The following is a 26,213-nucleotide window of genomic DNA, read 5'->3' on the forward strand; positions in this document are numbered from 1 at the left end:
AAATAAATATTTTTGTATACAAAAGGAATATAAAATGAGGATGAAAAAGCGAAATCTTAGTTAGGTTTGCTAAAAAACCTATTGACACACCAAGGCTTGACTCGTATAATTGGATATAGAGTTACAAAGGAAACAAAGAGAGGAGGAATACGTTAGAATGGGACGTAAAAAGAAACAGTTCTGGGAGAGTGTCCTGTACACAATTCCGGCAATTATTCTGGTTACGATTACTATCTACATTCCATTTGTAATGAGTGGTTATTATTCATTGACAGAATGGAATGGTATAGCAAAGGAACCAGTATTTATCGGACTCGATAACTTTAAGAAGGTTTTCAGCGGCTCTTCGGAATTTATAAAGAGTCTGATCTTTACAGGAAAGTATACGATACTTTTTATGATTTTCTCTAATGTACTTGCACTTGCGATTGCAGTAGCTCTTGTACAGAAAATCAGATTTGCAAACCTCATGAGAGGTATGTTCTTTGTACCTTACATAATGAGTATGATCATCGTTGGTTTCATTTGGAAATTCATCTTTTCCCAGGGATTCGAAGTATTATTCGAAATGACGGGATGGGGATTCCTCAATTGGAGCTGGCTGGGAGAAAGTAATCTGGCTTTCGTGGCAATAGTAATGGTTGGTGTATGGCAATCATTGGGCTTCTATATTGTACTCTATATTGCAGGTCTTCAGGCAGTACCTACAGACGTACTTGAAGCGGCAACAGTAGACGGCGCAACATCATGGAAGAGATTCTTTAAAGTAACACTTCCATTGCTTGGTCCTTCTATCACAACATGTGTATTTATGTCACTGACAAACGCGTTAAAGGTATTTGATATTATCCTGGCATTGACCAAAGGTGGACCTGGCGGATCTACATACAGTGCTACACTTGATATTTATCGTGAAGCATTCCAGAATAATAATTATGGTCTGGGTTCTGCAAAATCACTGGTATTCTTTGTGATAGTACTGGTACTTACACAGCTGGCTATGAAGATTATGAAAAGCAGGGAGGTTGATTTATAATGAGTTTATCACAGAAAAAGAAATTAAAATTAATCCTCCTTACAATTCTTATGGCGGTTGCAGCAGTTTGCTACATTTATCCTGTTTTCCTTATGTTTATTAACTCTGTAAAACCATTTGGCGAAGTCGTATCAGACGTAATTGCGTTACCAAGTAAGATTGAATGGGCGAACTATTCATACGTTATTGATAAGATGCAGTATGGTAAGTTGTTCTTTAACAACGTTATGATCACAGTGATTGGTATTGTTGGTATTATTATATTTGCTTCTTCAGCCGCTTATATTTTAAACAGAAGAAAGAATAAATACACAGCAGTTGCTTCATTGTTAATCACAACACCTATGTTGATTCCATTCCAGACAATCATGATCACATTGCTGAAGGTTATGAATGTAATTCATCTTTCTAACAGCAGAGTTGGTCTTGGTATTCAGTACTGGGGATTTGGTATTCCGATGGCTGCATTTATTTACAGTAACTTTATGGCAACGATCCCAAAAGAGATCGATGAAAGTGCATTTATTGATGGTGCCGGAACATTCAGAACATTCCGTTCTATTATCTTTCCATTGCTGAAGTCAGTAACATTTACAGTAATTGTACTGGATGTTATGTGGATTTGGAATGACTTCCTGTTACCATTATTGATGGTTAACAGCTCTAATGAGACTAAGACTCTTGTATTGGCTGCTTATACATTCGTAGGACAGTTTAATACACAGTGGCATTATGCGATGGCTGCGATGGTACTTACAATATTACCTTCTATCATTATCTTTATATTCCTGCAGAAGTATATTGTAGAAGGTGTTGTTGCGGGTGCTGTTAAAGGATAAAAAAAGAAAAGGAGAGAAAATTATGAAAAAGAAACTTGTAAGCGCATTATTGTGTGTTGCTATGGTTGCTACAATGTTAGCAGGCTGTGGCGGCAAAAAAGAAGCTGACAGCAGTGACGAAGGCGGAAGCGGAAGCTCAGGAGAGATCTACATGTTCATTTCTCAGCCAGAGTATGCTGACGCTATCAATACTCTGATTGAAGAGTATAAGACGGTTGAGCCAGATGTTACAATCAACTATGAGACAACTCAGAATGATTACCCGACACTGTTAAAGGCAAAATTAAACTCTGGTGATACACCGGATATCTTTTCTTCAACATCAGGAAAAGAAATCGAAGTTTACAAAGAGTACTCTTATGATCTGTCTGATCAGCCATTGATGGATTCAATGCTTCCAGCTGTAGCAGATACTATGAAAGATGCTAACGGCGAAGGCGTATATGGTATCGCAATCAAAGGTAACTACTTTGGATTACTTTACAACATGGATCTTCTTGAAGAAGCAGGAGTTGAGAAGATGCCAGAAACAGTTTCCGAACTGGAAGACTGTGTAGCTAAGTTAAATGATGCAGGAATCACAGCATTTACAGATGGTTATGCTGAGTGGTGGGTATTCAAACATATCTTCCAGCACTTTGCAGGCGCTGCTGTTGAAGACTATCCAGCATTTGTAGAAGCTATGGAAAATGGTGAAGCAAAATTAGAAGATTATCCAATTATTGCTGAGAACTACTTTGACTTTATTGATCTTGTTACAGAAAACGGAGATGCTAAACCTCTGGAATCTGACCTGAGTGCAGAAGAGGCTGCATTTGCAAACGGCGAAGCTGCTATCATGATTGGACAGGGCGCATGGGTTGAAGAAGATGTGAAACAGATTAATCCAGATATCAACATTGGATTCTCTGGTTATCCAGTATCTGATGATCCGGCAGACTGCCAGGTTATCACAGGTTCTGACCAGGCTCTTCGTATCAGCAAAGATTCTGAGAACTTAGATGCAGTTCTTGATTTCATCAACTGGTGGTATACATCTGATTATGGCAAAGCTTGGTTCACAGACGTTGCAGGCGTTGTTCCTCCAATCGAAGTAGATGGTGAATCTGATTATGCTGTAATCAATCAGGGTAATGCATCTGTAGAAGAAAAAGGAAGTGCTCCACTTGGAGTTATCTACTCAACAGACAGCTTCCATACTGCATTTGGTGAAGCTATGCAGGCATATGTAGGCGGACAGGCTACAAGAGAAGAGACGATGAAGACAATCGAAGAAAAATGGGTTGAAATCGACGGCTCTGGAAACTAATCAAAAGCAATAATTAAATAAATTATCAAATTTGCTTTAGGGGGGAAAGCTTTGCTTTCCCCTGTTTTTTTATACTATAAGGAATTTTGTTTCTAAACAAAATAGTTTATTTAGGAGGCCTAATATGAAATTTACAGAAGGTTATTGGGAGAAAAATGAAAGAGCAAATGCACTACATGCCGCACAGGCGTTTATTGTAGAAAAAATACCACATGGTATGAAAGTTGTAGCTCCGACAAGAGTGATTACTGATCGTGCAGGGGCATTGGATGTATCTACGATTACAACAGAATTTACGTCTATCAGAAAAGATATTATCAGCGTGAGAAGTTATCATTATGAAGGATATGATAAAAAAGAGCCACGTTATGAACTATTTGAAGATTATCAGGATACAGAAGTAGAGATTAATGAAAAAGAAGCGGTAATGACAGCAGGAAATGTGGCAGTAAGGGTTAACCGTGAAGATTTTAAAGTAACATTTGAGGCAGATGGAAAGGTACTGACAAGTATTGGTTTCCGTAACCTTGGATATATGCAGTATGACAGAAAGACATTGACAAAATTTCCAGAAGACAATTATATGGCAGCTGATTATAAACCATATATGATGACAGAGCTTTCTCTTGATGCAGGAGAATGTGTATATGGTCTTGGCGAGCGCTTTACAGCTTTTGTTAAGAATGGGCAGGTTGTAGATTGCTGGAATGAAGACGGAGGAACTTCTTCACAGATTTCTTATAAAAACGTTCCTTTCTATGTGACAAGCAAAAATTATGGGGTATATGTAGATCACAGTGACAATGTTTCTTTCGAGATTGCAAGTGAAAAAGTTGAAAATGTCGGATTTTCTGTAGAGGGAGAAGAAATCCGTTATCATATTATCTATGGAAAGACCATGAAGAATGTACTGGAGACTTATACAGATCTTACAGGTAAGCCAGCACTTCCACCGGCCTGGTCTTTTGGCCTGTGGCTTACAACATCATTTACCACAAATTATGATGAAGAAACCACAAGTTCTTTCATCAATGGAATGGCAGAGCGTGATATTCCGCTTCGTGTATTCCACTTTGATTGTTTCTGGATGAAGGAATTCCACTGGTGTGATTTTGAGTGGGATGAAAGAACCTTCCCAGATGTAAAGGGTATGCTTGACCGCTATAAGAAGAAAGGACTTAAGATCTGTGTATGGATTAATCCATATATTGCACAGGGAACCGCATTCTTCCGTGAAGGAATGGAAAAGGGATATCTGGTGCAGAGAGCTGACGGAAAAGGTATTAAGCAGATTGATAACTGGCAGCCGGGAATGGGTCTTGTAGACTTCACTAATCCTGATGCAGTTGCATGGTATACTGGAAAATTGAAGACATTGCTGGATATGGGAGTTGACTGCTTCAAGACTGATTTTGGTGAAAGAATTCCAATTGATGTGAAGTACTTTGACGGTTCAGATCCGAAGAGCATGCATAACTATTATACGAATCTTTACAACAGATGTGTATTCAAGCTTCTGGAGCAGGAGCGTGGAGAAGGCGAGGCAGTTCTTTTCGCAAGAAGTGCTACTGTTGGCGGACAGCAGTTCCCGATTCACTGGGGTGGCGACTGCTCAGCAACCTATCCATCTATGGCAGAAAGCCTTCGTGGAGGACTTTCCTTCGTACTATCCGGATTCTCATTCTGGAGCCACGACATGGGTGGATTTGAGATGACAGCAACTCCTGATGTATATAAACGTTGGCTGCAGTTCGGTCTGTTATCTACACACAGCAGATTACATGGATCAAAGAGTTATAGAGTACCATGGTTGTTTGATGAAGAATCCGTTGATGTATGCCGTGCATTTACAAAACTGAAAGCAAGGCTGATGCCATATATTTATCGTATTGCAGTAAACTCACATGAGACTGGTGTACCATCTATGAGACCGATGGTTCTGGAATTCGATAATGATCCGGCAGTCAGATATCTGGATATGCAGTATATGCTTGGTGACAGTATTCTTGTTGCACCAATCTTCCGTGAAGATGGCAATGTTGACTATTACCTTCCAAAGGGAACATGGACACATCTGTTATCTGGAGAGACAAGAGAAGGCGGCACATGGCAGAATGATACATACGATTACTTCTCACTGCCGGTATACGTAAGAGAGAATACACTCCTTGCCATGGGTGCAGAGGAAGACCGTCCGGACTATGATTATACAAAGGATGTACAGTTGCAACTCTATGCATTGAAAGATGGATGTGAAGCTGACTGTGAGATCACGGATCTGAAGGGAAATATTGTTTTAACAGCGAAGGCTTCTAGAACTGGAAATAAGATTACAGTTACTGTATCTGAGATCACAGAAGGTATGACATATCTTCTTGTCAATGTAAAAGAAGCAAAAAATATTTCCGGTGCAAAAGCAGAGACCACAGAAAAAGGTATCGTATTAACACCGGAAAGTAAAGAAGTAGTAATTGAGCTTTAATTCTCTGTCATATCAGGAGAATCCGAGTCTTCTTCGGAAGACTCGGAAGGCTCTTCTCTTATATACTTCGGAAAGATCTTATAATCAAAAATGTAGGATGTGCATAATGTAATCAGAGCAAAACCAAATAACAGCCAGAGCATATAGATAAAACTGAGACTTGCTGGAATCATCAGTGTCAGAACGGTTGGAACGATCAGGATGACCAAGATACAAAGTGTCCACTGAAAGCTTCCGACTCCCATTAAAAAGGCATTCTTAATGATATTACCAGTTGTGTTCTTAAATTTTGCCAGAACAGGAAAGGCGAAGGAAAGCATAAAAGCAATTAATGTAAATATCAAATATGCTCCGATCAAAAGTGGCTGGTATTTTCCCGCATTTGAAGAACTGTAGATACGTATATCTGCAAGCATGATAAATAACAGAAGAAGAGACGGTATCCAGATAGAAGTTGCCTGTTTAAAATTAGCTTTAAAAGCTTTGAAAAAGCTGCGTGCAATATATCCTTCCTGATCACGGGACATTTTAAGTGTTACAGAATACAATGCAGTTACAGAAGCACCGATTGTGATAATCGGGAGACAGCAGAGTAAGAATATCAGATTTAATATGCAAAGATCTGCCATCTTATTTAAGAAACGGAATACCGGGCCGTCCATATTAAAAATACTCATAAAAATACCTCCTTTGTATGAGAGGTATTATACTAAAAGATAGTGTGAAATGCAAGCAAGAAGGGGGTTTTAGACATGGGCGAATATCGTTTGCTCAAGAAAGATGAATGTGATATCAAAGACTCATTTTGGAGTTATTATATAGATTTGGTGAGAGATAAAGTCATTCCCTATCAGTGGGAGATATTAAATGACCGTATTGAGGATGCGGAACCGAGTCATGCAATCGACAATTTCCGTATTGCTGCCGGGGATATAGAGGGACATTTTTATGGCGAAGTATTTCAGGACAGCGATGTATCAAAATGGCTGGAAGCTGTTGGTAATATATTAATGCTTTCCAGGGATGAAAAACTGGAAGCACAGGCGGACAGTGTGATTGATATTATTGCAAGAGCACAGGATGAAAGCGGATATCTTGACACCTACTTTCTGATTGAAGCACCGGAGAAAAAATGGACCAATATATTGGAGTGTCATGAGTTATACTGTGCAGGACATTTTATCGAAGGAGCTGTTTCCTATTATCTTGCGACCGGCAAGAAAAAGGTGTTTGATGTGGCGGTAAAACTTGCGGATTATCTCTATGAGATGTTTGGAAAAGAAGAAGGAAAGCTGCACGGTTATCCGGGACATCAGGAGATAGAGATTGCTTTGTTAAAGTTATATGATGTAACTGGCAATGAGAAGTATTTTGAACTGGCACAGTATTTTATTGACACCAGAGGTACGAATCAGTTTTTTGAGGAAGAATTTGAGAAGCGTGATCATGTCTGCCAATGGACACAGGCCAAGGTAGAGGAGCCAAATCGCTGGTACAATCAGTTCCCTTATAGTTATTATAATCAGTTCCATCTGCCGGTGCGTAAGCAGAAGGAAGCGGTCGGACATGCGGTGCGAGGTGTCTATATGTATACCGCGATGGCTGATATTGCATCCAGAACAAAGGAAAAAGAGCTTTTTGATGCCTGTAAAAATATATGGAATAACATTGTAAAAAAACAGTTGTATATTACTGGAGGAATCGGCGCAACTCATTCCGGAGAAGCATTCACGGTGGCATATGATCTTCCGAATGATACGAATTATTCGGAGACGTGCGCGTCCATTGGACTAGTGTTTTTTGCACAGAAGATGCTGAAAAATGAAGTGGACAGAACATATGGAGATGTGATGGAGCAGGCACTTTATAATACAATTCTTGGTGGTATGAATTATGAAGGAAACAGATTTTTCTATGTAAATCCATTGGAAGTTGTCCCAGAGACTTGTCTTGGCAATACAGAGCGTAATCATGTGAAGCCGGTTCGCCAGAAATGGTTTTCCTGTGCATGCTGCCCTCCGAATATTGCTCGTACAATAGCGAGTCTGTGGCAGTATATTTACACTGCAGATGAAGATACTGCTTATGTCCATTTATATATAGGAAATGAGTCGGAGATTCAATTGACCGGTAATACGTTGCGCATCAGACAGACAACGGATTATCCGTGGAGTGGGAAAGTGGTACTTGAAATCAATGCGGATACTGAAGAGCCGATGACAGTCGCATTGCGTATTCCAACGTGGAGTGAAGACAAGTATAGTATCTGTGTGGATGGTGTCTGCCAGGATATCTGTGCAGAAAAAAATGGTTATGTACAAATAAAAAGAAACTGGAAAGGTAATCATCAGATTACCCTGGAACTTAAAATGGAGCCGAAACTGGTGCAGGCTAATCGTAAGATTCATTATAATGGCGGCCGTGCCGCGTTAGTATGTGGACCAGTAGTATATTGTCTGGAAGAAGCAGATAATGGGAAATATCTGAACCAGATCTTAGTAGATGCCAAGAGTGATTGGAAGGTAACAGAAGGAACTCTGGGAGGAAAGAGCTTGATTCTCGAAGGAAGGGGATGGCGTGAACAATCTCAGACAGATGAAGAATCCCTTTATCATGTATATCATGAAGAAAGAGAAGAGATCACGATAACTGCTGTGCCGTATTTCCTGTGGAATAATCGTAGTGATGGAGAGATGCAGGTATGGATGAGGGTAGGAAGATGATGAAGAAATTAATTTTAAAAGGAACAGATCTGGAGCTCAGTAATGTCTGCCTCGGAACAGCTAATTTTGGTGAGAAATTGACGAAAGAGCAGGCTTATGAGGTTCTTGATACTTATGTTGCGGCAGGTGGCAATTTTATTGATTCTGCCAATGTATATTGTAAATGGATTGAAGAACTTGGTAATTGCAGTGAACAGTATCTTGGGAGTTGGCTGCGGGATCGAAAGGCTTATAATAAGATTGTCATCGCTACCAAGGGAGGTCATTACGATTTTAAAGCACCGGAAATCTCCAGAGTAAGAGAAGAGACAATTCGTGCAGATCTGGAGGAAAGTCTTCAGACATTGGGAGTTGATCATATTGATTTTTACTGGCTTCACAGAGATGATGAATCTGTAGATATTACAGAGATCGTCGATATTATGGAAACGCTTGTAAAAGAGGGGAAGATTCGATATTATGGTGCTTCAAATTATAAGCAATATCGAATAGAGCAGGCTGTATCATATGCAGAAGAAAAGGGATTCCAGGGATTTACTGCTGTGTCAAATCAGTGGAGTATGGCTAGAGTGAATCCGGGAGGAAATATGAATCAGGATCCGTCACTTGTGTTGATGGATTCAGATTATTATCAATGGCATAAGCGCAGCAAGATGCCGATTATTCCGTTTTCTTCCAGTGCCCATGGCTTTTTTGATAAACTAGACCGAAAGTTGAAGATGGAGGAAGATATGAAAAAAGCTTATATGAACCAGGATAATCTGGAGATGTATCAGACATTGTGCAAATTACGGAAAGAGACAGGGGCATCATTATATGCTCTTTCCATTGCATGGCTTACGAATCAGCCGTTCCAGACATTGCCGGTGGCAGCTGTCTCCCGGCCAGAGCAATTGGATGATTTTGTTGCTGCAAGCAGTTTGAAGCTAGAAAAAGATGTGATAGAAAAATATAGTCTGTAGGAGGAAAAGAGTATGAAACAGTGGTGGAAAGAGAGTGTTATTTATCAGATTTATCCGAGAAGTTTTGCGGACAGTAATGGAGATGGAATCGGAGATTTGAACGGAATTACAGAACATCTGGATTATCTGAAAGAACTTGGCATAGACGTTATCTGGCTTTCTCCGGTATATCAGTCCCCGAATGATGACAATGGATATGATATCTCAGATTATCGTGCGATCATGAAAGAATTCGGAACCATGGATGATTTCGACCGGATGCTTCAGGAAGCTCATAAACGTGGTATTAAGATTGTTATGGATCTGGTGGTAAACCATACATCTGATGAACATGCATGGTTTGTAGAAAGCAGAAAATCAAAAGACAATCCATACCGTGATTATTATATCTGGAAAGAAGGAAAAGATGGCAAAGAACCAAATAACTGGGGATCTAATTTCGGTGGCTCCGCATGGCAGTACGATGAGGCAACGGATATGTATTATCTGCATTGCTTCTCCAAAAAGCAGCCAGATCTGAACTGGGAAAATGAAAAGGTCAGAGAAGAAGTCTATGATATGATGACCTGGTGGTGCGAGAAGGGCATTGATGGATTCCGTATGGATGTCATTAACATGATATCAAAGGATCAGTCATTCCCGGATGGAACAGTCGATGACGGCTTATATGGCAATCATCAGCCGTTCGTATGTGATGGACCAAGAATTCATGAGTATCTGAAAGAAATGAATCAGAAGGTACTTCAAAAGTATGATATTATGACGGTGGGAGAGGCGTTGAATACCAAAATTGATCATGCAATGCAGTATGCCGGTGAAGATACCAACGAATTAAATATGGTCTTTCATTTTGAACATGTATCGCTGGGTGAAACAATCGTTGGAAAATGGACTAACAAAAAGGTTCCGTTAAGAGAATTAAAAGATACGTTGAATAAATGGCAGATTGAATTCGAAGGAAAGGCATGGAACAGTCTGTATCTGGATAATCATGATCAGCCAAGGGCCGTGTCCAGATTTGGAAATGACAGCCCGATGTTCCGTGTAGTTTCTGCAAAAATGCTTGCTACCTGCCTGCATATGATGAAAGGTACTCCATATGTATTCCAGGGAGAGGAACTGGGTATGACCAATGCATATTATGATAATCTGGAAGATTACAGAGATATCGAGACCATCAATGCATTTTATGAACTGACAGAAAACGGTCTGGTCACAGAAGAAGAGATGATGGAATGCATTAAGAATATCGGACGTGATAATGCCAGAACTCCAATGCAGTGGGATAAGAGTCCAAATGCCGGATTCACCACCGGAACTCCATGGCTTAAGGTGAATCCAAATTATATGCTGATCAATGCAGAAGATGAGAGGAAAGATCCAAACAGCGTCTTCCATTACTATAAGAAGCTGATTGCTCTTCGTAAAGAATATGAGATTATCGTATATGGTAAATTCGGAAGTCTCTTGGACGAAAGTGAAGAGATCTATGCATACGAAAGAACCCTTGGAAATCAGAGAATGATCGTTGCTTGTAACTTCACAGACAAGGAAGTTGCCTGCGATTTATTCGAGAACACAGAAGATGGAAAAGAGTTGATTTCAAACTATAAACAACACAAAGATGGATTATTAAGACCTTACGAGGCGAGAGTGGTACTGTTGGCTCAGTAGGTTTTGTTGTCAGGAAGCGTACGGCGCGAGGAGTCAGAATGGCTAATTGGATATCCAATTAGCCATTCTGACTCCTCGCGCCTGATACCCACCTTCTCCCTTTTGTCTCATCAATTACTAATTCTCTCTTGACAAATATGTATCGCAGTGCTATATATAATATATAACGAAGTGCGATATATCGCACTGGAATGGAGGGTATTATGGATTCTCATATCAGGAAGGTATATGTACCGATGACAGAGACGGGATTTTATATATTGCTTTGTCTTCGAGAAGAGTCTCATGGTTATGGTATTGTCCAAAAAGTAGAAGAGATGACCGCTGGGGAACTGAAATTAAGTCCTGGTACCATGTATGGAAGTCTTTCTAAGATGGAGAAAGATGGTTTGATTCGATTCGTAAGAGAAGAAGAGAAAAGAAAGATCTATATTATTACAGATCTGGGACAGCAAGTATTAGATCTGGAGATGAAGCGAATTGAGAGATTATATCGTAATATGATGGAGGTGCGGAAGAATGGAAGATAAGAATGTGAAGACGGAATTTCGGTATTTTACGGTGCCTGAATGGGAGAGAGAGCAGAGATATCTGCAGGAACAGCACAAAAATGGGTGGAAATTTATTAAAGTGACGGGACTTGGAAGATATCATTTTGAGAAGTGTGAGCCGGAGGATGTTGTGTATCAGCTGGATTACAATCAGGAAGGGATTGCCCACAAGGAGGAATATATTCAGATGTTCCGGGATTGTGGATGGGAATACCTGCAGGATTTCTTTGGATATAGCTATTTTCGTAAGCCGGTCGCTGAGATGAATGGCGAAGAAGAGATCTTCTGTGACGATGCCTCCAGAACAGAGATGATGAAGCGCGTTTTCCGGGGAAGAATCATTCCGCTGCTTATTATATTTTTTCTGATCATTCTTCCGCAGTTGTTTTTACAAAGAGGTCTGGGCAATCGAGTGGTGGTTGGAATGTATATAGCGCTGTTCGTTCTTTATCTTGGAATATTTGCTTATTTTGGATATCGCTTCTGGGAATATCAGAAGAATTTAAAAAAGTAATGAGGGAAAGAGGAAAATGAAAGCAACAGTATTAGTAGATAATATTTCAAATGGTGGACTTTGCGGGGAATGGGGCTTAAGCATCTATATTGAATATGAGGGGAAAAACATCCTTCTTGATACAGGAGCTTCAGACTTGTTCCTGAAAAATGCAAAGGAACTTGGAAAGGAAATTGAGGATGTAGATTATGCGGTTTTATCTCATGCTCATTATGATCATTCGGATGGGATGGACGCTTTTTTTAAACATAATGAAAAAGCGAGTTTCTATCTAAGAAAAGGCAGCAAAGAGAATTGCTATGGGAAGAAATGGATTTTTCATAAATACATAGGGCTGCCGAAGGGAATTCTTGAGAAGCAAAAGGAAAGAATTATTTTTGCAGAAGGAGATACTTCCCTTTGTCAGGGCGTCTCATTGATTCCGCATAAAACAGCTGGATTGGATGAGATTGGAAAGGAAAATCATATGTACATCCGTACAGGCAGTGGATGGGCTGCAGACGATTTCTCACACGAGCAAAGCCTGGTGTTTGATACAGATCAGGGATTGGTCATCTTTAACAGTTGTTCTCATGGGGGAGCTGCGAATATCATTCATGAAATCAAAGCGACATATCCGGGAAAAACAATCTGCGCGCTGGTCGGAGGATTTCATATCTTTGGCAAAAAAGAGGCAGAAGTCCGAAGGCTTGCACAGCATATTAAGAATACCGGTGTGAAAGAGATCTATACCGGACACTGCACCGGAGAACGTTCTTTTGAGATTCTGAAAGAAGAACTGGGGGATATGGTACATCAGCTGAAGGTTGGGCTTGAGATGGAGTGGTTGTAGAATGAACTCTACGTATCGTAGGTTGTAATGTGTAAGGCGATTATTTACAATGAACTCATAATAAATGAAAAGAGGAATCTATTATGAGTTATGTGACTGGAATGGTTATTAAAGAGATAAGAGAAAAGCAAAATATCACACAGAAAGAACTTGCAGATAAAATTAATGTAAGTGATAAGACGGTCTCAAAATGGGAGACTGGAAAGGGACTTCCTGATATTGCGATTATTGAGGATCTGGCAAAGGCACTGGGGACATCCATTGCAGAATTGCTAACAGGAGATTTGAGAAAGAATGAAAATCCAGCAGGAAATATGAAAAAGATGCATTTTTATGTATGCCCGGTCTGTGGTAATATCATTACATCCGTCGGACAAGGATCTTTTTCCTGCTGTGGAATTACTTTGCCAGAGCAGGAATGTGAAAATTGTGATGAAGATCATATGATCAATCTGGAGACGGTGGATCAGGAGTATCATGTAACATTGAACCATCCGATGACAAAGAGGCATTATATTTCTTTTGTCGCTTATGTGACATCTGCAGGAGCAGAAATTGTAAAGTTATATCCGGAGCAAGACATTTCCATAAGATTTCGTAAGAAAGGGCATGGACTTTTATACACATACTGTAACAGGCATGGTATGTTCAGGATAGTAATATAAGAATAGAAATAAGATGAAAATTGTTGGTATTATAGGAGATGACGATATGGGAGAATTATCGAAATTACCGAATATAGGAAAAGTCGTTGAAGAACAGTTGAACCAGGTGGGAATTTTTACTGAAGAGGAGCTGCACTCTGTAGGGGCAAAGCAGGCATGGTTGAAAATTCAGCAGATAGACGAATCGGCCTGTATCCACAGACTTCTAGCATTGGAAGGAGCAATTCTGGGAGTAAAGAAGACCCAGTTATCGGATGAAAAGAAGGCAGAATTAAAGGAATTCTATCAGTGGCATAAAAAATAATCGGTGGAGGCAGGTAACATGATCAGGATTGCAACGGAAAATGATGCAGAAGAATTACTGGAAATCTATGCATATTATGTAGAAAATACGGCTATTACTTTTGAATATGAAGTTCCTTCTGTGGAAGTATTCCGTGAGCGAATTCGCAAGACACTTTGCAGATATCCTTATCTGGTTGCTGAGCATAACGGAACCATTGTGGGATATACATATGCAGGTCCATTTAAGGAGAGAAGAGCCTATGACTGGGCAGTAGAAACAACAGTCTATGTTTCCAAAGATGCAAGAAAACAGGGAATTGGCAGAGAATTGTACGAAGCGTTGGAACATGTGCTGGCTTTACAGAATATTGTGAATCTAAATGCCTGTATCGGATATCCGGTCGAAGAAGATGAATATCTTACGAAGAACAGTGTTCAGTATCATGAGCATATGGGTTATCGCTGGGTTGGAGAATTCTACAAATGCGGATATAAATTTGGACGATGGTATAATATGGTGTGGATGGAAAAATGCATCTTGGAACATCCGGCACATCCTTTGCCAATAAAAACTTTTGCGGAAATCAGAGGCAGAATCTGAGGAGGAAAAGCAGTAAAGGGAGGAAGATTATATGTGCGCAAGTATCGTTTCCAATAGAAAGAAGACGATTGTTGGATGGAATCTGGACATTCTGGACATGGAATACCGTGTAGTCGTTGAAGAGGACAAGGTGTATATAGCAATTCTGGATGAAAAGGAAGGATGGATGCCGTTATTTGGCGCCAATGCAAAGGGAGATTTTGTGGCAATGCCTACTTGCTGGCCATTTGATGACAGGAGTGATCCAAAAAGTGCAGATGTTCATAATATAATTATGTTAGATATAGATCTGCTTTTAGGTAAAAGAACATTGGATGAATTGAAGAATATTGTAGAGCATGAAAGTTTGAATTGAATCAACAGAAACGAAAAGAGAAGCACAGGGGCAGATGATGCCCCTGTGAAAAGCTGTTTTATGAATTGTTGGGGAATAATTTCCCAAAAATCCAGTGTGTAAATGGTGCCGCTGCAAACATGTTCCAGAAGAATGCCATCGGAAAGTTCTTAAAAAAGGTTCCGACCCAGATGGCAGGCAGTTGGTAAATCGGTGCTCCTGCAAGGATAATGTTGAACAGAATAGATGCTACGAGGCTCATGGTCGGACACATAATGGCAACAGTTCCTGCCTGGCGAAGCAGTTGGCAGATATAGGGATTATCTTTACTTGGATCACAATGTCTGGCGGCAAAGGCTGCTCCTATACGATTGCCCCAGAGATTAGAGAAGATGAAGACGAATAATCCCATGTAGACAGCTTCTTTTAATGCATCCCAGAAAACGAGATTCGTCATGTTACTGAAACCTCCGGCAGTCAGGTTGATTCCCTGTTTGATGGCGATGTTGTAGATTTCCATGCCGTATGCCATGGCATAGGACATGATGATTCCAAAGATAATTCCTTGTTTTTTGTTTCTTGGCATATTGATTCCTCCATTTTGGTTATTGTGTAAGAACTATAATTATGTATTGCTTAGAATAATATAGAATTCTGCGGAAACAAAAGTTCCCTATAACAGAATAAAAAAAGCGCGTGACTTCTTATAAGAAGTTCACACGCTTTGCATACATTAATTTAAGCTACACGGCTTTTTTATTTTATCTCAAATAATTTTGCGCTGCAAGTAAAATTTTTCAATAAAATATGAAAAAAATAAAACAGTCTCATTGCCTGACAGAAAATTCTAAGGTAAATTATGTGTAGGAGGTGCTCTTATAGCAAATGAAGATAAAAAGATTTTAAGAACAGAAAATAAATGCAAAAGGGGGAACAAAAGATGAACTATCTGCAAAATGCAAAAAAGAGAGAAATCATCATACAGAATATGTATTCCATTATAGGAAATCTGATCTATTGCTTTGGATTTAATATGTTGATCGTGCCAATGGGATTGTATAGCGGAGGCTTTATGGGTGTCTCGCAGTTATTTGGATTGCTCCTTACGAAAGGACTGCATATTCCGATTCCGCCGCAGGCGAACCTTACTGGTATCATATATTTTGCAATTAATGTACCGCTTTTGTACATGGGATATCGAATTCTGGGCAAAGAGTTTGCTGTAAAAACGATGATTATGGTAGGGATGATGAGTGCCTTCCTTGTTGTAATCCCGATTCCTGAGACTCCTATCGTAGAGGACTATCTCACAGCCTGTATTATCGGAGGAATTGTGTGTGGAGTAGGCTGTGGACTTGTGCTTCGTGGAAGATCATCAGCAGGAGGACAGGATATCATAGGATTATGCTGTTCGAAGAAATATAAGAATTTCAGTGTTGGTAAAGTCACAATCATTATGAATATCTTTGTATATGGAATCTGTATGTTTTTATTTAACATTGAGATTGTCATCTATTCACTGATATTTGCAACCGTATCTTCTCTGGCCGTTGATCGGGTACATATTCAGAATATTAATACCAGTGTCATGATATTTACCAAAAAGGTTGGTATCTCAAAAGCAATTATGGAGCAAATGGGACGAGGTGTCACGAATTGGGATGGCGAAGGTGCATACACGAATAAGACATCCTATATTTTGTTTGTTATGATATCCAAGTATGAAGTGGCACAGATAAAGAAAATCGTACATAGCATTGACCCTAATGCATTTATGATATTTACAGAGGGATGCTCTGTAGATGGAAATTTTGAAAAGAGATTATAAATTATTGCCCCCGTTCTGTTTAATAGAACGGGGACATATTTAGAGGGGCAATAATGGAGAGTGCAATTATAGGAGACGAAATACCTGTTCAACAGCTGCCTGCATATTTGCTTTCGCACAGTCTGGATCCATAGCTTCTTTCAGGGTTGTAATTCCTCGTACAATTGGGAAAAATGCATCGATTCCAGTCTCGTTGCAAGCGGTTGCTTCAGGAGTGACACTTCCGGCAAATGCAATGACTTTGGCGTCATATTTTTTCGCAAGTTTCGCAACACCGACAGGTGCTTTCCCCATAGCTGTCTGATGGTCCAGACGACCTTCGCCGGTGACAACAATATCTGCATCTTTTAGTTCTTTTTCTAATTCTACGGCATTGAGGATTAAGTCGATTCCGGGTGTGAGTTTGGCGTGAAGGTAGCTTAACAGTGCAAAGCCAAGACCTCCTGCAGCGCCTGCACCTTCTGCTTTCTCATAATCACATCCAAGGGCTGCACGAGTAACTGCTGCATAATGAGCCATTGCCTGGTCCAGTTCTTCTTTGATGTTATCGGTAACACCTTTTTGTGGTCCATAGATATAAGTGGCTCCATTGTTTCCGCAGAGAGGATTCGTTACATCACAGGCAACCTGAAAATGGCAGTCTGTTAAATGGGGATTTTTATTCTGGATATTAATGGTATGAACTTTGCCAAGTGCCTGCCCACCTTCACCCACATCGTTTCCCTTTTCATCAAGAAATACAAAGCCAAGTGCTTTTAACATTCCGATTCCGCCATCGTTCGTGGCACTTCCGCCAATTCCGATAATAAAGTTCCGGCATCCTTTTGTAATAGCATCATTAATCATCTCACCGACTCCATAAGTTGTTGAATGTAGAGGATCCTTTTGGCTGGTAAGAGTGATTCCGGCAGCAGATGCCATTTCAATAATGGCGGTATCTGTCTCTTTTAGATATCCGTAATAACAGGAAACGGGATTGCCAAGAGGTCCAGTCACTGTGACATCGATCCGCTCGCCGTTCAATCCTTCAATTAGAGCATCTGTAGTACCTTCACCACCATCAGCAAGAGGCTTCACAACTACTTTGGCATCTGGTTTTGCAGCAAGAATTCCAGCTTTGACGGATATTCCTGCTTCCATAGATGTCAGGCTTCCTTTCAGAGAATCCATTGCGACTACGACTTTCATATTATATCCTCCGATCATATAGGGGTGTACTTTTTTTGTTGTTTATTATACAATTTTGGTTGAAGGGATGCAATAGACAGAAAGGTGTTGGTGATAAAGTTGAAGCTTAGGAATGTATTAATCGTAGTAAATGATATTCAACGATCAATAGAATTTTATAAAGATTTATTTGGCCTGGATGTCATTCTGGATCAGGATGGCAATGTAATCCTGACAGAGGGGTTGGTATTACAGGATGCATCGGTGTGGAAGCAATTTATTCAGAAAGAGATCATTCCGAAAAATCACGCTACAGAACTTTATTTTGAGGAGACAGATATAGAAGGATTTGTTGAAAAATTAGAAAACTACAAAGAACCCATACAGTATGTAAATCCATTAATGGAGCATACTTGGGGACAAAAAGTGATTCGATTTTATGATCCGGACGGTAATCTGATAGAAGTTGGGACACCGATGTAAGGAGAGAAAAACGATGAATATTAGAAATGCAACAATGAGTGATTTGAGTAAGATTGCTGCTGTAGAAGCAGAATGTTTTCCGGCGGCAGAAGCAGCAACAGAAAAAGATCTAAAAGACCGCCTGGAAGTATATCCTGATCATTTCTGGCTGTTATTTGATGAAGATAAGATGGTCGGATTTGTCAATGGGATGGTGACGAATGAACCGGATCTGACAGATGAGATGTATGAAGATGCTTCTATGCATGATGAGTCAGGTGATTGGCAGATGATCTTTGGAGTAAATACGATCCCAGAATATCGCAAGCAAGGCTGTGCAGCAGTATTGATCAGACAGGCGATCGAGGATGCGAAAGAACAGGGAAGAAAGGGACTGGTGCTTACTTGCAAAGACAGGCTGATTCGTTATTATGCAAAGTTTGGCTTTGAAAATGAAGGTGTCTCTGCATCTGTACACGGAAATGTAGTGTGGTATCAGATGCGACTGACGTTTTAAGGATATCTAAAGCCATTGATATTTATGATATTAAGTGATAGAGATTGGATGAGGCGAAATATGGAAGAATTATACAGATTGATTGAAGAAAAGATAAAGAAAGCGGGATATCCGGGAGAGATTGATGGAAGAGAGTTTTATGATGAAGTCAGCGATGAAGCAGATTCGCAGGAGAACGGCACATATATTTTTATGATCAAGAAAAGCGATTCCATCTATTATCAGGGATGCATGGAGATTATGGATGAACAATTCGATCTACATTATGTAGATATTCATGATAGCGATAAAGTATATCATGTGGATTTTGATTAAGGTGTATATAGTGTAAAAAGTGCTGATGAACCGGCTTGATTTTGCAAAGTTTTTTGTTGATATATAGTATTGCATTCGTTTTTTTTATTTTTTATAATGATGTGAGTTTTGAGAAAATAAGATTACTTTGGAAGGATGCAGACTATGAAGAGAGATATGACAACAGGAAATCCTGCAAAGATTATTGTGAATTTTACGATGCCGATTTTTATAGGAAACATATTTCAGCAGTTTTATAGTATGGCAGATACCATTATCGTTGGTAAATTCGTTGGAAATGCAGCATTAGCGGCAGTTGGTTCCTGCGGAACACTGGTATTTTTGATTATTGGCTTTCTACAGGGATTGACGGCTGGTTTTACGGTCATTACGGCGCAGCATTTTGGTGCGGGCAATATGAGAGCTATGCGCCAATCAGTGGTGACCGCTTCTGTATTGTCGGCAGTTGTATCTGTAATTCTTACCATTATTAGTATGGTAATGATGCAAGATGTTCTGCGCTGGATGAATACGCCATCTGATATGTATGATCAGGCATATGAATATATTATGGTAATCTGTGGCGGAATTGTAGCGCAGGTATTGTATAATCTGTTATCAAGTATTTTAAGGGCAGTTGGTGACAGTAAGAGACCATTATATTTTTTGATTCTGGCAGCAGGACTGAATATTGTATTAGATCTGGTGTTTATTATTGTGTTCCACATGAGTGCCGGCGGTGCTGCTTATGCAACTGTAATTGCACAGGGAGTGTCAGGACTTTTGTGTCTTGTGTATATTAAGAAGAAGGTACCGATTTTGCATCTGTGTAGGGATGATTGGAGATGGAATACAGACCTTGCAAAATGGCAGATGAAGATTGGATTCCCAATGGCTTTTCAATATTCTATTACGGCTATTGGAACAATTGTCGTTCAGACAGCTCTGAATAGTCTTGGATCAGTAGCAGCGGCTGGATTTGCAGCGGCGGTTAAGATTGAGCAGATTGTAACACAGGCTTACATTGCGCTGGGAACTACGATGGCCAATTACTGTGCTCAGAATGTCGGCGCGGGTAAGATTCTTCGGATTCGTAAGGGATTCTGGTCAGGAACATGGATGGGCATCGGATATGCCATAGCGACAGGTGCACTCATGTTTTTCGCGGGGAAATACATGACGGTTCTCTTTGTATCGGAGAACCTGAAAGAAATTATGGGATATGTAGATATATATCTAAAATGTGTCGGAGTGTCGTTTGTCCCGCTGGTGTATGTTAATCTCTATCGCAATGGAATTCAGGGAATGGGCTATGGATTATTACCGATGACAGCAGGGATTGCAGAACTGATTGGAAGAAGCATAGCAGCAGGCGTGGCATCCCATTGTCAGAGCTATATTGGGATCTGTCTGGCAAGCCCTGTTGCCTGGATATTGGCAGCTATATTGCTCATTGTTATGTATTTCTGGATTATGAAGCAGTACAAATTAAAGGGAATGTTGCCGTAGCATATTCCTTTTTTTTTCTTCCTATGATATAATTTAATATAATTATGCGAAAGCAATAACAGAACTGAAAATAAGGAGCACAGACTTATGAAAAGAGTATTGTTGAAACTCAGCGGGGAAGCACTCGCAGGGGATAAAAAGACGGGATTTGATGAAGCTACTTGTATGGGGGTAGCAAAGCAAGTTAAGCAGCTGGTGGATGATGGTGTTCAGGTTGCGATTGTTACTGGTGGTGGCAATTTCTGGAGAGGCAGAACCAGTGAGACGATTGACCGTGTGAAGGCAGATCAGATTGGTATGCTGGCTACCGTTATGAATTGTATCTATGTTTCGGATATTTTCCGTTATGCCGGAATGAAGACAGAAGTGTTCACTCCATTTGTATGTGGTGCATTCACGACGCTGTTTTCTAAGGATGCAGCAGTAGAAGCTTTGAATGAAGGAAGGGTGATTTTTTTCGCTGGTGGAACTGGACATCCTTATTTCTCAACGGATACAGGAGCTGTACTTCGTGCAATTGAAATAGAAGCGGATGCAATGTTGCTGGCTAAGGCGATTGATGGAATCTATGACAGTGATCCGAAGGTCAATCCGCAGGCGAAGAAGTATGATGAGATTTCCATTCAGGAGATTATTGACAAGAAACTGATGGCAGTAGATCTGACAGCATCCATTATGTGTCTGGAGAATAAGATGCCGATGCTGGTATTTGGACTGAATGAAGAAAACAGTATCGTAGAAACTATGAAAGGAACATTTACAGGAACGAAAGTGACTGTATAAAATAGGAGGATATCAATATGAATGAAAGATTAAAAGTTTACGAGGATAAGATGAAGAAAACGATGGCTAACCTTGAAGGGGAACTGGGAGCTATTCGTGCAGGACGTGCCAATCCAAATGTGTTGAATAAAATCGTCGTTGATTACTATGGCTCTCCTACTCCGATTCAGCAGGTAGCCAATGTATCTGTACCAGAAGCTCGTATGATTCAGATTCAGCCATGGGAGAAGAATATGCTGAAAGTCATTGAAAAAGCGATTCTGGTATCTGATCTTGGAATTAATCCAACCAATGATGGAACATGTATTCGTCTTGTGTTCCCGGAATTAACAGAGGAGAGAAGAAAAGAACTGGTTAAGGATGTTAAGAAAAAAGGTGAAGCTTCCAAAGTCGCAATCCGTAATATCCGTCGTGATGGAAATGACGAATTTAAAAAGCTGAAGGGTTCTGATGTATCTGAGGATGAGATTAAGGATATGGAAGAAGATCTGCAGAAACTGACGGATAAGTTTGTAAAAGAAGTAGATAAAGCAGTAGAAGTGAAATCCAAAGAAGTAATGACTGTTTAATAAGAGTTGAGAGTGGGACAGAACCGAAGCCTGTGCATAGAGGGTCTGTCCCTCAATTCATATAAAGTATCAGCAAGAGCGCCGTTAAGTGCGCTTTTTGTGTGGAAGGAGAATAATCTTATGAATATACCGCAGCATGTTGCGATTATTTTAGATGGAAATGGACGTTGGGCAAAGTCTAAAGGAATGCCACGAAATTATGGACATGCGCAGGGCAGTAAAAATGTTGAGCGTATCTGTGAAGAGGCATATCGCATGGGAATTAAATATCTGACTGTGTATGCATTTTCCACAGAGAATTGGAACCGCCCCCAGGACGAAGTTGATGCGTTGATGAAGCTTCTGAGAAATTATATGAAGACTTGTCTGAAAACAGCGGCAAAAAATGATATGAAGATTCGTGTTATTGGAGATATTACAAGGTTGGATGATGATATCCGCACTAGAATTGAAGAGTTGGAAGAAGCAACAAAGAATAACGGAGGATTGAATTTCCAGATTGCAATCAATTATGGAAGCAGAGATGAAATTATCCGAGCCGTCAGAAAACTTGCCAGAGACTGTGTAGATGGAAAAGTACATCCTGATCAGATTGAGGAGAAGACCTTTGAAAACTATCTTGATACACATGATATCCCAGATCCCGATCTTTTAATCCGTACAAGCGGAGAATTGAGACTTTCTAATTATCTGTTGTGGCAGCTTGCGTATACGGAATTTTATTTTACAGATGTCCCGTGGCCGGATTTTTCAAAAAGAGAATTAGAAAAAGCGATTGAACAATATAATGCCAGAGATCGGCGTTATGGAGGAATAAAGGAGGAACAGAAGGAAGATGTTTAAGACAAGACTGTTAAGTGGTATCGTATTAGTAATTGTATTACTTATTACGGTTGGATATGGTGGCAATCTGTTATTCGCATTTCTGGGAATCATCAGTCTGATTGGATTGTCAGAATTGTATAAAGTTGTAGATGTGCAGAATAAGATATTAGGATTTGTTGGATATCTGGCTGCAGCTGCTTATTATGCAATGCTGCTTACTGGAAATATTCAATATGTGATGTTGCTTACCATTCTTTTCCTGGTTCTGGTAATGGCAGTGTATGTATTTTCATTTCCTACTTTCAGGGCAGAGCAAGTAATGACAGTTTTCTTTGGTCTGTTCTATGTTGCTGTTATGTTGTCTTATGTATATCAGACTAGAATGCTCCCAGATGGAGGTGTCGTGGTCTGGTTGATATTCTTAAGCTCCTGGGGTTGTGATACTTGTGCATACTGTGTTGGAATGTTGATTGGTAAGCATAAGATGGCTCCGAAGCTGAGCCCAAAGAAATCTGTGGAAGGAGGAATTGGAGGAATTGTTGGTGCAGCACTGCTGGGAGTTCTTTTTGCCCTGGCGATGAACCAGTGGGGAGGCGCTCAGGCTAATCCGATACATTATGCGGTTATCTGTGCAGTTGGAGGAATGATCTCACAAGTAGGAGATCTTGCTGCTTCCGCAATTAAACGTAATCATGACATTAAAGATTATGGAAAATTAATTCCAGGACATGGTGGAATTCTGGATCGTTTTGACAGTGTAATCTTTACGGCGCCTGTCATTTATTATCTGGCAACATTTCTTGCTGGAAATATCTAAAAAAATACTGTTAAGATGGAAGTTACCATATAATGATTAAGAGAGGATATCTATGAAAAAAATAGCCATATTAGGATCTACAGGGTCAATTGGAACCCAGACACTGGAAGTTGTCAGAGAAAATGGAGATATTGAAGTCCTTGGCTTGGCAGCTGGAAACAATATACAACTTCTGGAAACACAGATTCGTGAATTCCATCCAAGACTTGCTGCGGTCTGGTCAGAAGAAAAGGCGCAGGAGCTCCGTACGCGTGTCTCAGATATGAATACCAGAATTGTATCGGGAATGGATGGATTGATTGAAGTATCAACAATATCAGAGATGGAAATACTAGTGACAGCGATCGTAGGCATGATTGGCATTCGCCCTACCATAGAGGCGATTAAAGCCGGGAAAGATATTGCGCTTGCGAATAAAGAAACATTGGTAACGGCAGGTCATATTATTATGCCGCTGGCGGCAGAAAAGCATGTGTCGATTCTCCCGGTGGACAGTGAGCACAGCGCAATCTTTCAGTCTTTGCAAGGTAATGACCATAAGGCAATCCATAAGATTCTTCTGACAGCTTCCGGTGGACCGTTCAGAGGAAAAAAGCAAGAAGATCTGTTGGAAATAAAAGTAGAGGATGCATTGAAGCACCCGAATTGGTCTATGGGACAAAAGATTACGATTGATTCTTCTACTATGGTAAATAAAGGATTAGAAGTTATCGAAGCAAAGTGGCTCTTTCATGTAGATGTAGATCAGGTACAGGTAGTCGTACAGCCACAGAGCATCATTCATTCTATGGTAGAGTATGTAGATGGTGCCATAATGGCAGAACTTGGGACGCCAGATATGAAGCTTCCGATTCAATATGCTCTGTATTATCCAGATAGAAGATATCTTCCGGGTGAGCGAGTTGATTTCTGGAATTTAGGAAAATTAGACTTTGAAAAACCGGATATGGATACCTTCTATGGATTGCAGTTGGCATATGAGGCGGGGAGAAAAGGTGGCTCTCTTCCGACCGTATTTAACGCGGCTAACGAACTTGCGGTCAGTCAGTTCTTAAAACGTGAGATTAAGTATCTCGAGATCATTGAGATTATTGAAGACTGTATGCGTGCTCATAAAAATATTGAGAATCCTACGCTTGAACAGATATTAGATACAGAAGCAGCAACTTACGAGAGAATTAACAGCAGGAGGTAATTCATAACTTGGGTATTATATTAGCGATTATAATCTTTAGTTTCATTGTGTTCTTTCATGAATTTGGTCATTTTATATTGGCGAAAAAGAATGGAATTGATGTAGAAGAGTTTGCCATTGGAATGGGACCTGCTTTGTGTTCTAAAGAATATAAAGGAACAAAGTATGCAATCAGACTTTTCCCAATTGGCGGTTATTGTGCTATGGGAGAAGATGAGGCAGCAACAGATTCACCGAATAATTTTAATAATAAATCCGTATGGGCACGAATTTCCGTTATTGCAGCAGGGCCGATCTTTAATTTTATTCTTGCTTTTGTATTTGCTGTAATATTAACAGCTATGGTAGGGTATGATCCACCAGTTGTCAGAGAAGTGGAGCAAGGATATCCCGCGGCAGAAGCAGGAATTCAAAAAGGCGATACCATTGTAAAGATGGGCAACAAAAAAATCAATATCTACCGAGAAATCAGTATCTATAATCAGTTTCATCAAGGAGAGGATGTAGAGATTACTTATATTCATGATGGAAAGAAGCAGACCGTTACATTGATACCAAAAATGGATGAGGAATCTGGTTATACACGTATAGGAATTACAGGATCTGGAAATACAAAGGCAAATATATTTACTTCGATTCAATATGGTGTGTATGAAGTGAAATTCTGGATATGTACGACTCTTGAAAGCTTAAAGATGCTGATTACAGGACAGATTGGAGCTGATCAATTGTCCGGTCCTGTTGGAATAGTCAGCGTAGTGGATAACACATATCAGCAGAGTAAATCTTATGGCCTCTTTATTGTAATTGCTCAGATGTTGAATATTGCGATTCTCCTATCTGCGAATCTGGGAGTTATGAATCTGCTCCCATTACCGGCACTGGATGGCGGACGTCTTGTATTCCTGTTTGTTGAAGCAATCAGAAGAAAAAGAATACCACCAGAAAAAGAAGGATATGTACATCTGGTCGGGATTGCATTATTGATGGTGCTAATGGTATTTGTAATGTTCAATGATATCAGGAGAGTGTTCTTTTAAGTGGGAATTTAGATTAGTTAGTAATTGGGTGTGTACGGCGCAAGGGAGTTGGATAAGCTGGTCTGTTTCCGGTATCCTTCGCCAAGAATCCATAACAGAAAAAAGAGTTGCAATTTCGTGACCGGACTGATTCACCGAGAAATTTGAATAATTTCTCGATTCAACAGTCCTTTCGAATTTGGCTGGATGCCAAATTCTCACACGGAATTGCAACTCTTTTTTCTGTAACGGATTCTATCGCTTGGCTGGACGGAAACAGACCAGCCTATCCAGCTCCCTTGCGCCTGACATTCTCAATCACGGAATGAACTCATCTGGGGGAATTCCTAGCGTGAAGCGCAATGGGGAGCGATGTTTTTATACTATTCATCATTATTTCAATGGAAGATTCAGTTAGTTA

At 40.1% G+C, this 26,213-nt stretch carries 28 protein-coding genes; 25 read left to right on the plus strand and 3 right to left on the minus strand.

What is annotated here, in order from left to right; genetic code table 11:
- The first annotated feature begins 157 nt into the window (after positions 1 to 157).
- The 4 genes from JQM81_RS08575 to yicI all read left to right on the plus strand — a co-directional run bounded on the left by JQM81_RS08575 (position 158) and on the right by yicI (position 5,666).
- Positions 158 to 1,036 carry a carbohydrate ABC transporter permease gene (locus JQM81_RS08575; protein ID WP_235233092.1) on the plus strand — a complete coding sequence of 293 codons (879 nt, stop codon included), beginning with the start codon at positions 158 to 160 and terminating at the stop codon, positions 1,034 to 1,036.
- Positions 1,036 to 1,875 carry a carbohydrate ABC transporter permease gene (locus tag JQM81_RS08580; RefSeq protein ID WP_235233093.1) on the plus strand — a complete coding sequence of 280 codons (840 nt, stop codon included), beginning with the start codon at positions 1,036 to 1,038 and terminating at the stop codon, positions 1,873 to 1,875. Before JQM81_RS08575 ends, JQM81_RS08580 begins: the two co-directional genes overlap by 1 nt.
- 22 nt (positions 1,876 to 1,897) lie before the next feature.
- Positions 1,898 to 3,184: an ABC transporter substrate-binding protein gene (locus tag JQM81_RS08585; RefSeq protein WP_235233094.1), complete on the plus strand. Its 1,287-nt coding sequence runs from the start codon at positions 1,898 to 1,900 to the stop codon at positions 3,182 to 3,184.
- Positions 3,185 to 3,308: 124 nt separating this feature from the next.
- Positions 3,309 to 5,666 carry an alpha-xylosidase gene (gene yicI, locus JQM81_RS08590; protein WP_235233095.1) on the plus strand — a complete coding sequence of 786 codons (2,358 nt, stop codon included), beginning with the start codon at positions 3,309 to 3,311 and terminating at the stop codon, positions 5,664 to 5,666.
- Here the strand turns inward: yicI and JQM81_RS08595 are convergent.
- Positions 5,663 to 6,343 (minus strand): YesL family protein, encoded by a 681-nt coding sequence (locus tag JQM81_RS08595; protein WP_235233096.1) that lies wholly within the window; start codon positions 6,341 to 6,343, stop codon positions 5,663 to 5,665. The genes yicI and JQM81_RS08595 overlap by 4 nt on opposite strands.
- Before the next feature lie 75 nt (positions 6,344 to 6,418).
- Here JQM81_RS08595 and JQM81_RS08600 point away from each other — a divergent pair, with 75 nt between their 5' ends.
- The 10 genes from JQM81_RS08600 to JQM81_RS08645 all read left to right on the plus strand — a co-directional run bounded on the left by JQM81_RS08600 (position 6,419) and on the right by JQM81_RS08645 (position 14,828).
- On the plus strand, positions 6,419 to 8,389 hold the full coding sequence (locus JQM81_RS08600) for a glycoside hydrolase family 127 protein (RefSeq protein ID WP_235233097.1): 1,971 nt from the start codon (positions 6,419 to 6,421) through the stop codon (positions 8,387 to 8,389).
- Positions 8,386 to 9,351: an aldo/keto reductase gene (locus JQM81_RS08605; protein WP_235233098.1), complete on the plus strand. Its 966-nt coding sequence runs from the start codon at positions 8,386 to 8,388 to the stop codon at positions 9,349 to 9,351. The genes JQM81_RS08600 and JQM81_RS08605 overlap by 4 nt, the downstream gene beginning before the upstream one ends.
- Before the next feature lie 12 nt (positions 9,352 to 9,363).
- Positions 9,364 to 11,025 (plus strand): glycoside hydrolase family 13 protein, encoded by a 1,662-nt coding sequence (locus JQM81_RS08610; RefSeq protein ID WP_235233099.1) that lies wholly within the window; start codon positions 9,364 to 9,366, stop codon positions 11,023 to 11,025.
- A 203-nt stretch (positions 11,026 to 11,228) separates the two neighbouring features.
- Complete coding sequence (locus JQM81_RS08615) at positions 11,229 to 11,555, plus strand: PadR family transcriptional regulator (RefSeq protein ID WP_235233100.1); 327 nt, start codon at positions 11,229 to 11,231, stop codon at positions 11,553 to 11,555.
- Complete coding sequence (locus tag JQM81_RS08620) at positions 11,545 to 12,090, plus strand: DUF2812 domain-containing protein (protein WP_235233101.1); 546 nt, start codon at positions 11,545 to 11,547, stop codon at positions 12,088 to 12,090. Before JQM81_RS08615 ends, JQM81_RS08620 begins: the two co-directional genes overlap by 11 nt.
- 16 nt (positions 12,091 to 12,106) lie before the next feature.
- Positions 12,107 to 12,922 (plus strand): MBL fold metallo-hydrolase, encoded by an 816-nt coding sequence (locus JQM81_RS08625; RefSeq protein WP_235233102.1) that lies wholly within the window; start codon positions 12,107 to 12,109, stop codon positions 12,920 to 12,922.
- Positions 12,923 to 13,005: 83 nt separating this feature from the next.
- Positions 13,006 to 13,587: a helix-turn-helix domain-containing protein gene (locus tag JQM81_RS08630; protein WP_235233103.1), complete on the plus strand. Its 582-nt coding sequence runs from the start codon at positions 13,006 to 13,008 to the stop codon at positions 13,585 to 13,587.
- A 46-nt stretch (positions 13,588 to 13,633) separates the two neighbouring features.
- Positions 13,634 to 13,891, plus strand: a complete 258-nt coding sequence (locus JQM81_RS08635; RefSeq protein WP_235233104.1) for a TfoX/Sxy family protein — start codon at positions 13,634 to 13,636, stop codon at positions 13,889 to 13,891.
- Positions 13,892 to 13,909: 18 nt separating this feature from the next.
- A complete protein-coding gene (locus JQM81_RS08640; protein WP_235233105.1) occupies positions 13,910 to 14,473 on the plus strand; it encodes a GNAT family N-acetyltransferase in 564 nt (187 codons plus the stop codon).
- A 31-nt stretch (positions 14,474 to 14,504) separates the two neighbouring features.
- Complete coding sequence (locus tag JQM81_RS08645; RefSeq protein ID WP_235233106.1) at positions 14,505 to 14,828, plus strand: hypothetical protein; 324 nt, start codon at positions 14,505 to 14,507, stop codon at positions 14,826 to 14,828.
- Positions 14,829 to 14,886: 58 nt separating this feature from the next.
- On the opposite strand, the gene JQM81_RS08650 is transcribed toward JQM81_RS08645, so the two are convergent.
- Complete coding sequence (locus JQM81_RS08650; RefSeq protein ID WP_235233107.1) at positions 14,887 to 15,393, minus strand: DUF2798 domain-containing protein; 507 nt, start codon at positions 15,391 to 15,393, stop codon at positions 14,887 to 14,889.
- Positions 15,394 to 15,747: 354 nt separating this feature from the next.
- Between JQM81_RS08650 and JQM81_RS08655 the strand changes: the two genes are divergently transcribed.
- Entirely contained in the window at positions 15,748 to 16,635 is an 888-nt protein-coding gene (locus JQM81_RS08655; RefSeq protein ID WP_235233108.1) for a YitT family protein, read from the plus strand.
- A 66-nt stretch (positions 16,636 to 16,701) separates the two neighbouring features.
- Here the strand turns inward: JQM81_RS08655 and JQM81_RS08660 are convergent, their stop codons facing one another.
- Positions 16,702 to 17,823 (minus strand): glycerate kinase, encoded by a 1,122-nt coding sequence (locus tag JQM81_RS08660; protein ID WP_235233109.1) that lies wholly within the window; start codon positions 17,821 to 17,823, stop codon positions 16,702 to 16,704.
- 99 nt (positions 17,824 to 17,922) lie between these two features.
- On the opposite strand from JQM81_RS08660, the gene JQM81_RS08665 reads away from it, so the two are divergent.
- The 10 genes from JQM81_RS08665 to rseP all read left to right on the plus strand — a co-directional run bounded on the left by JQM81_RS08665 (position 17,923) and on the right by rseP (position 25,813).
- Entirely contained in the window at positions 17,923 to 18,285 is a 363-nt protein-coding gene (locus JQM81_RS08665) for a VOC family protein (protein ID WP_235233124.1), read from the plus strand.
- Positions 18,286 to 18,298: 13 nt separating this feature from the next.
- On the plus strand, positions 18,299 to 18,781 hold the full coding sequence (locus JQM81_RS08670; RefSeq protein WP_235233110.1) for a GNAT family N-acetyltransferase: 483 nt from the start codon (positions 18,299 to 18,301) through the stop codon (positions 18,779 to 18,781).
- Between the two features lie 60 nt (positions 18,782 to 18,841).
- On the plus strand, positions 18,842 to 19,096 hold the full coding sequence (locus tag JQM81_RS08675; protein ID WP_235233111.1) for a hypothetical protein: 255 nt from the start codon (positions 18,842 to 18,844) through the stop codon (positions 19,094 to 19,096).
- A 144-nt stretch (positions 19,097 to 19,240) separates the two neighbouring features.
- Entirely contained in the window at positions 19,241 to 20,584 is a 1,344-nt protein-coding gene (locus tag JQM81_RS08680) for an MATE family efflux transporter (protein WP_235233112.1), read from the plus strand.
- An 87-nt stretch (positions 20,585 to 20,671) separates the two neighbouring features.
- Complete coding sequence (pyrH, locus tag JQM81_RS08685; protein WP_235233113.1) at positions 20,672 to 21,367, plus strand: UMP kinase; 696 nt, start codon at positions 20,672 to 20,674, stop codon at positions 21,365 to 21,367.
- 17 nt (positions 21,368 to 21,384) lie between these two features.
- Positions 21,385 to 21,936, plus strand: coding sequence for a ribosome recycling factor (gene frr, locus JQM81_RS08690; RefSeq protein ID WP_235233114.1), 552 nt, complete (start codon positions 21,385 to 21,387; stop codon positions 21,934 to 21,936).
- A gap of 120 nt (positions 21,937 to 22,056) precedes the next feature.
- Complete coding sequence (locus JQM81_RS08695) at positions 22,057 to 22,779, plus strand: isoprenyl transferase (RefSeq protein WP_235233115.1); 723 nt, start codon at positions 22,057 to 22,059, stop codon at positions 22,777 to 22,779.
- Positions 22,772 to 23,578, plus strand: coding sequence for a phosphatidate cytidylyltransferase (locus JQM81_RS08700; RefSeq protein ID WP_235233116.1), 807 nt, complete (start codon positions 22,772 to 22,774; stop codon positions 23,576 to 23,578). Before JQM81_RS08695 ends, JQM81_RS08700 begins: the two co-directional genes overlap by 8 nt.
- A 52-nt stretch (positions 23,579 to 23,630) precedes the next feature.
- Complete coding sequence (locus JQM81_RS08705; protein ID WP_235233117.1) at positions 23,631 to 24,773, plus strand: 1-deoxy-D-xylulose-5-phosphate reductoisomerase; 1,143 nt, start codon at positions 23,631 to 23,633, stop codon at positions 24,771 to 24,773.
- 8 nt (positions 24,774 to 24,781) lie between these two features.
- A complete protein-coding gene (rseP, locus tag JQM81_RS08710; RefSeq protein ID WP_235233118.1) occupies positions 24,782 to 25,813 on the plus strand; it encodes an RIP metalloprotease RseP in 1,032 nt (343 codons plus the stop codon).
- Positions 25,814 to 26,213 lie beyond the last annotated feature (400 nt).

This window comes from Faecalicatena contorta, from assembly GCF_021531895.1.
Lineage (GTDB): Bacteria > Bacillota > Clostridia > Lachnospirales > Lachnospiraceae > JAFBIX01.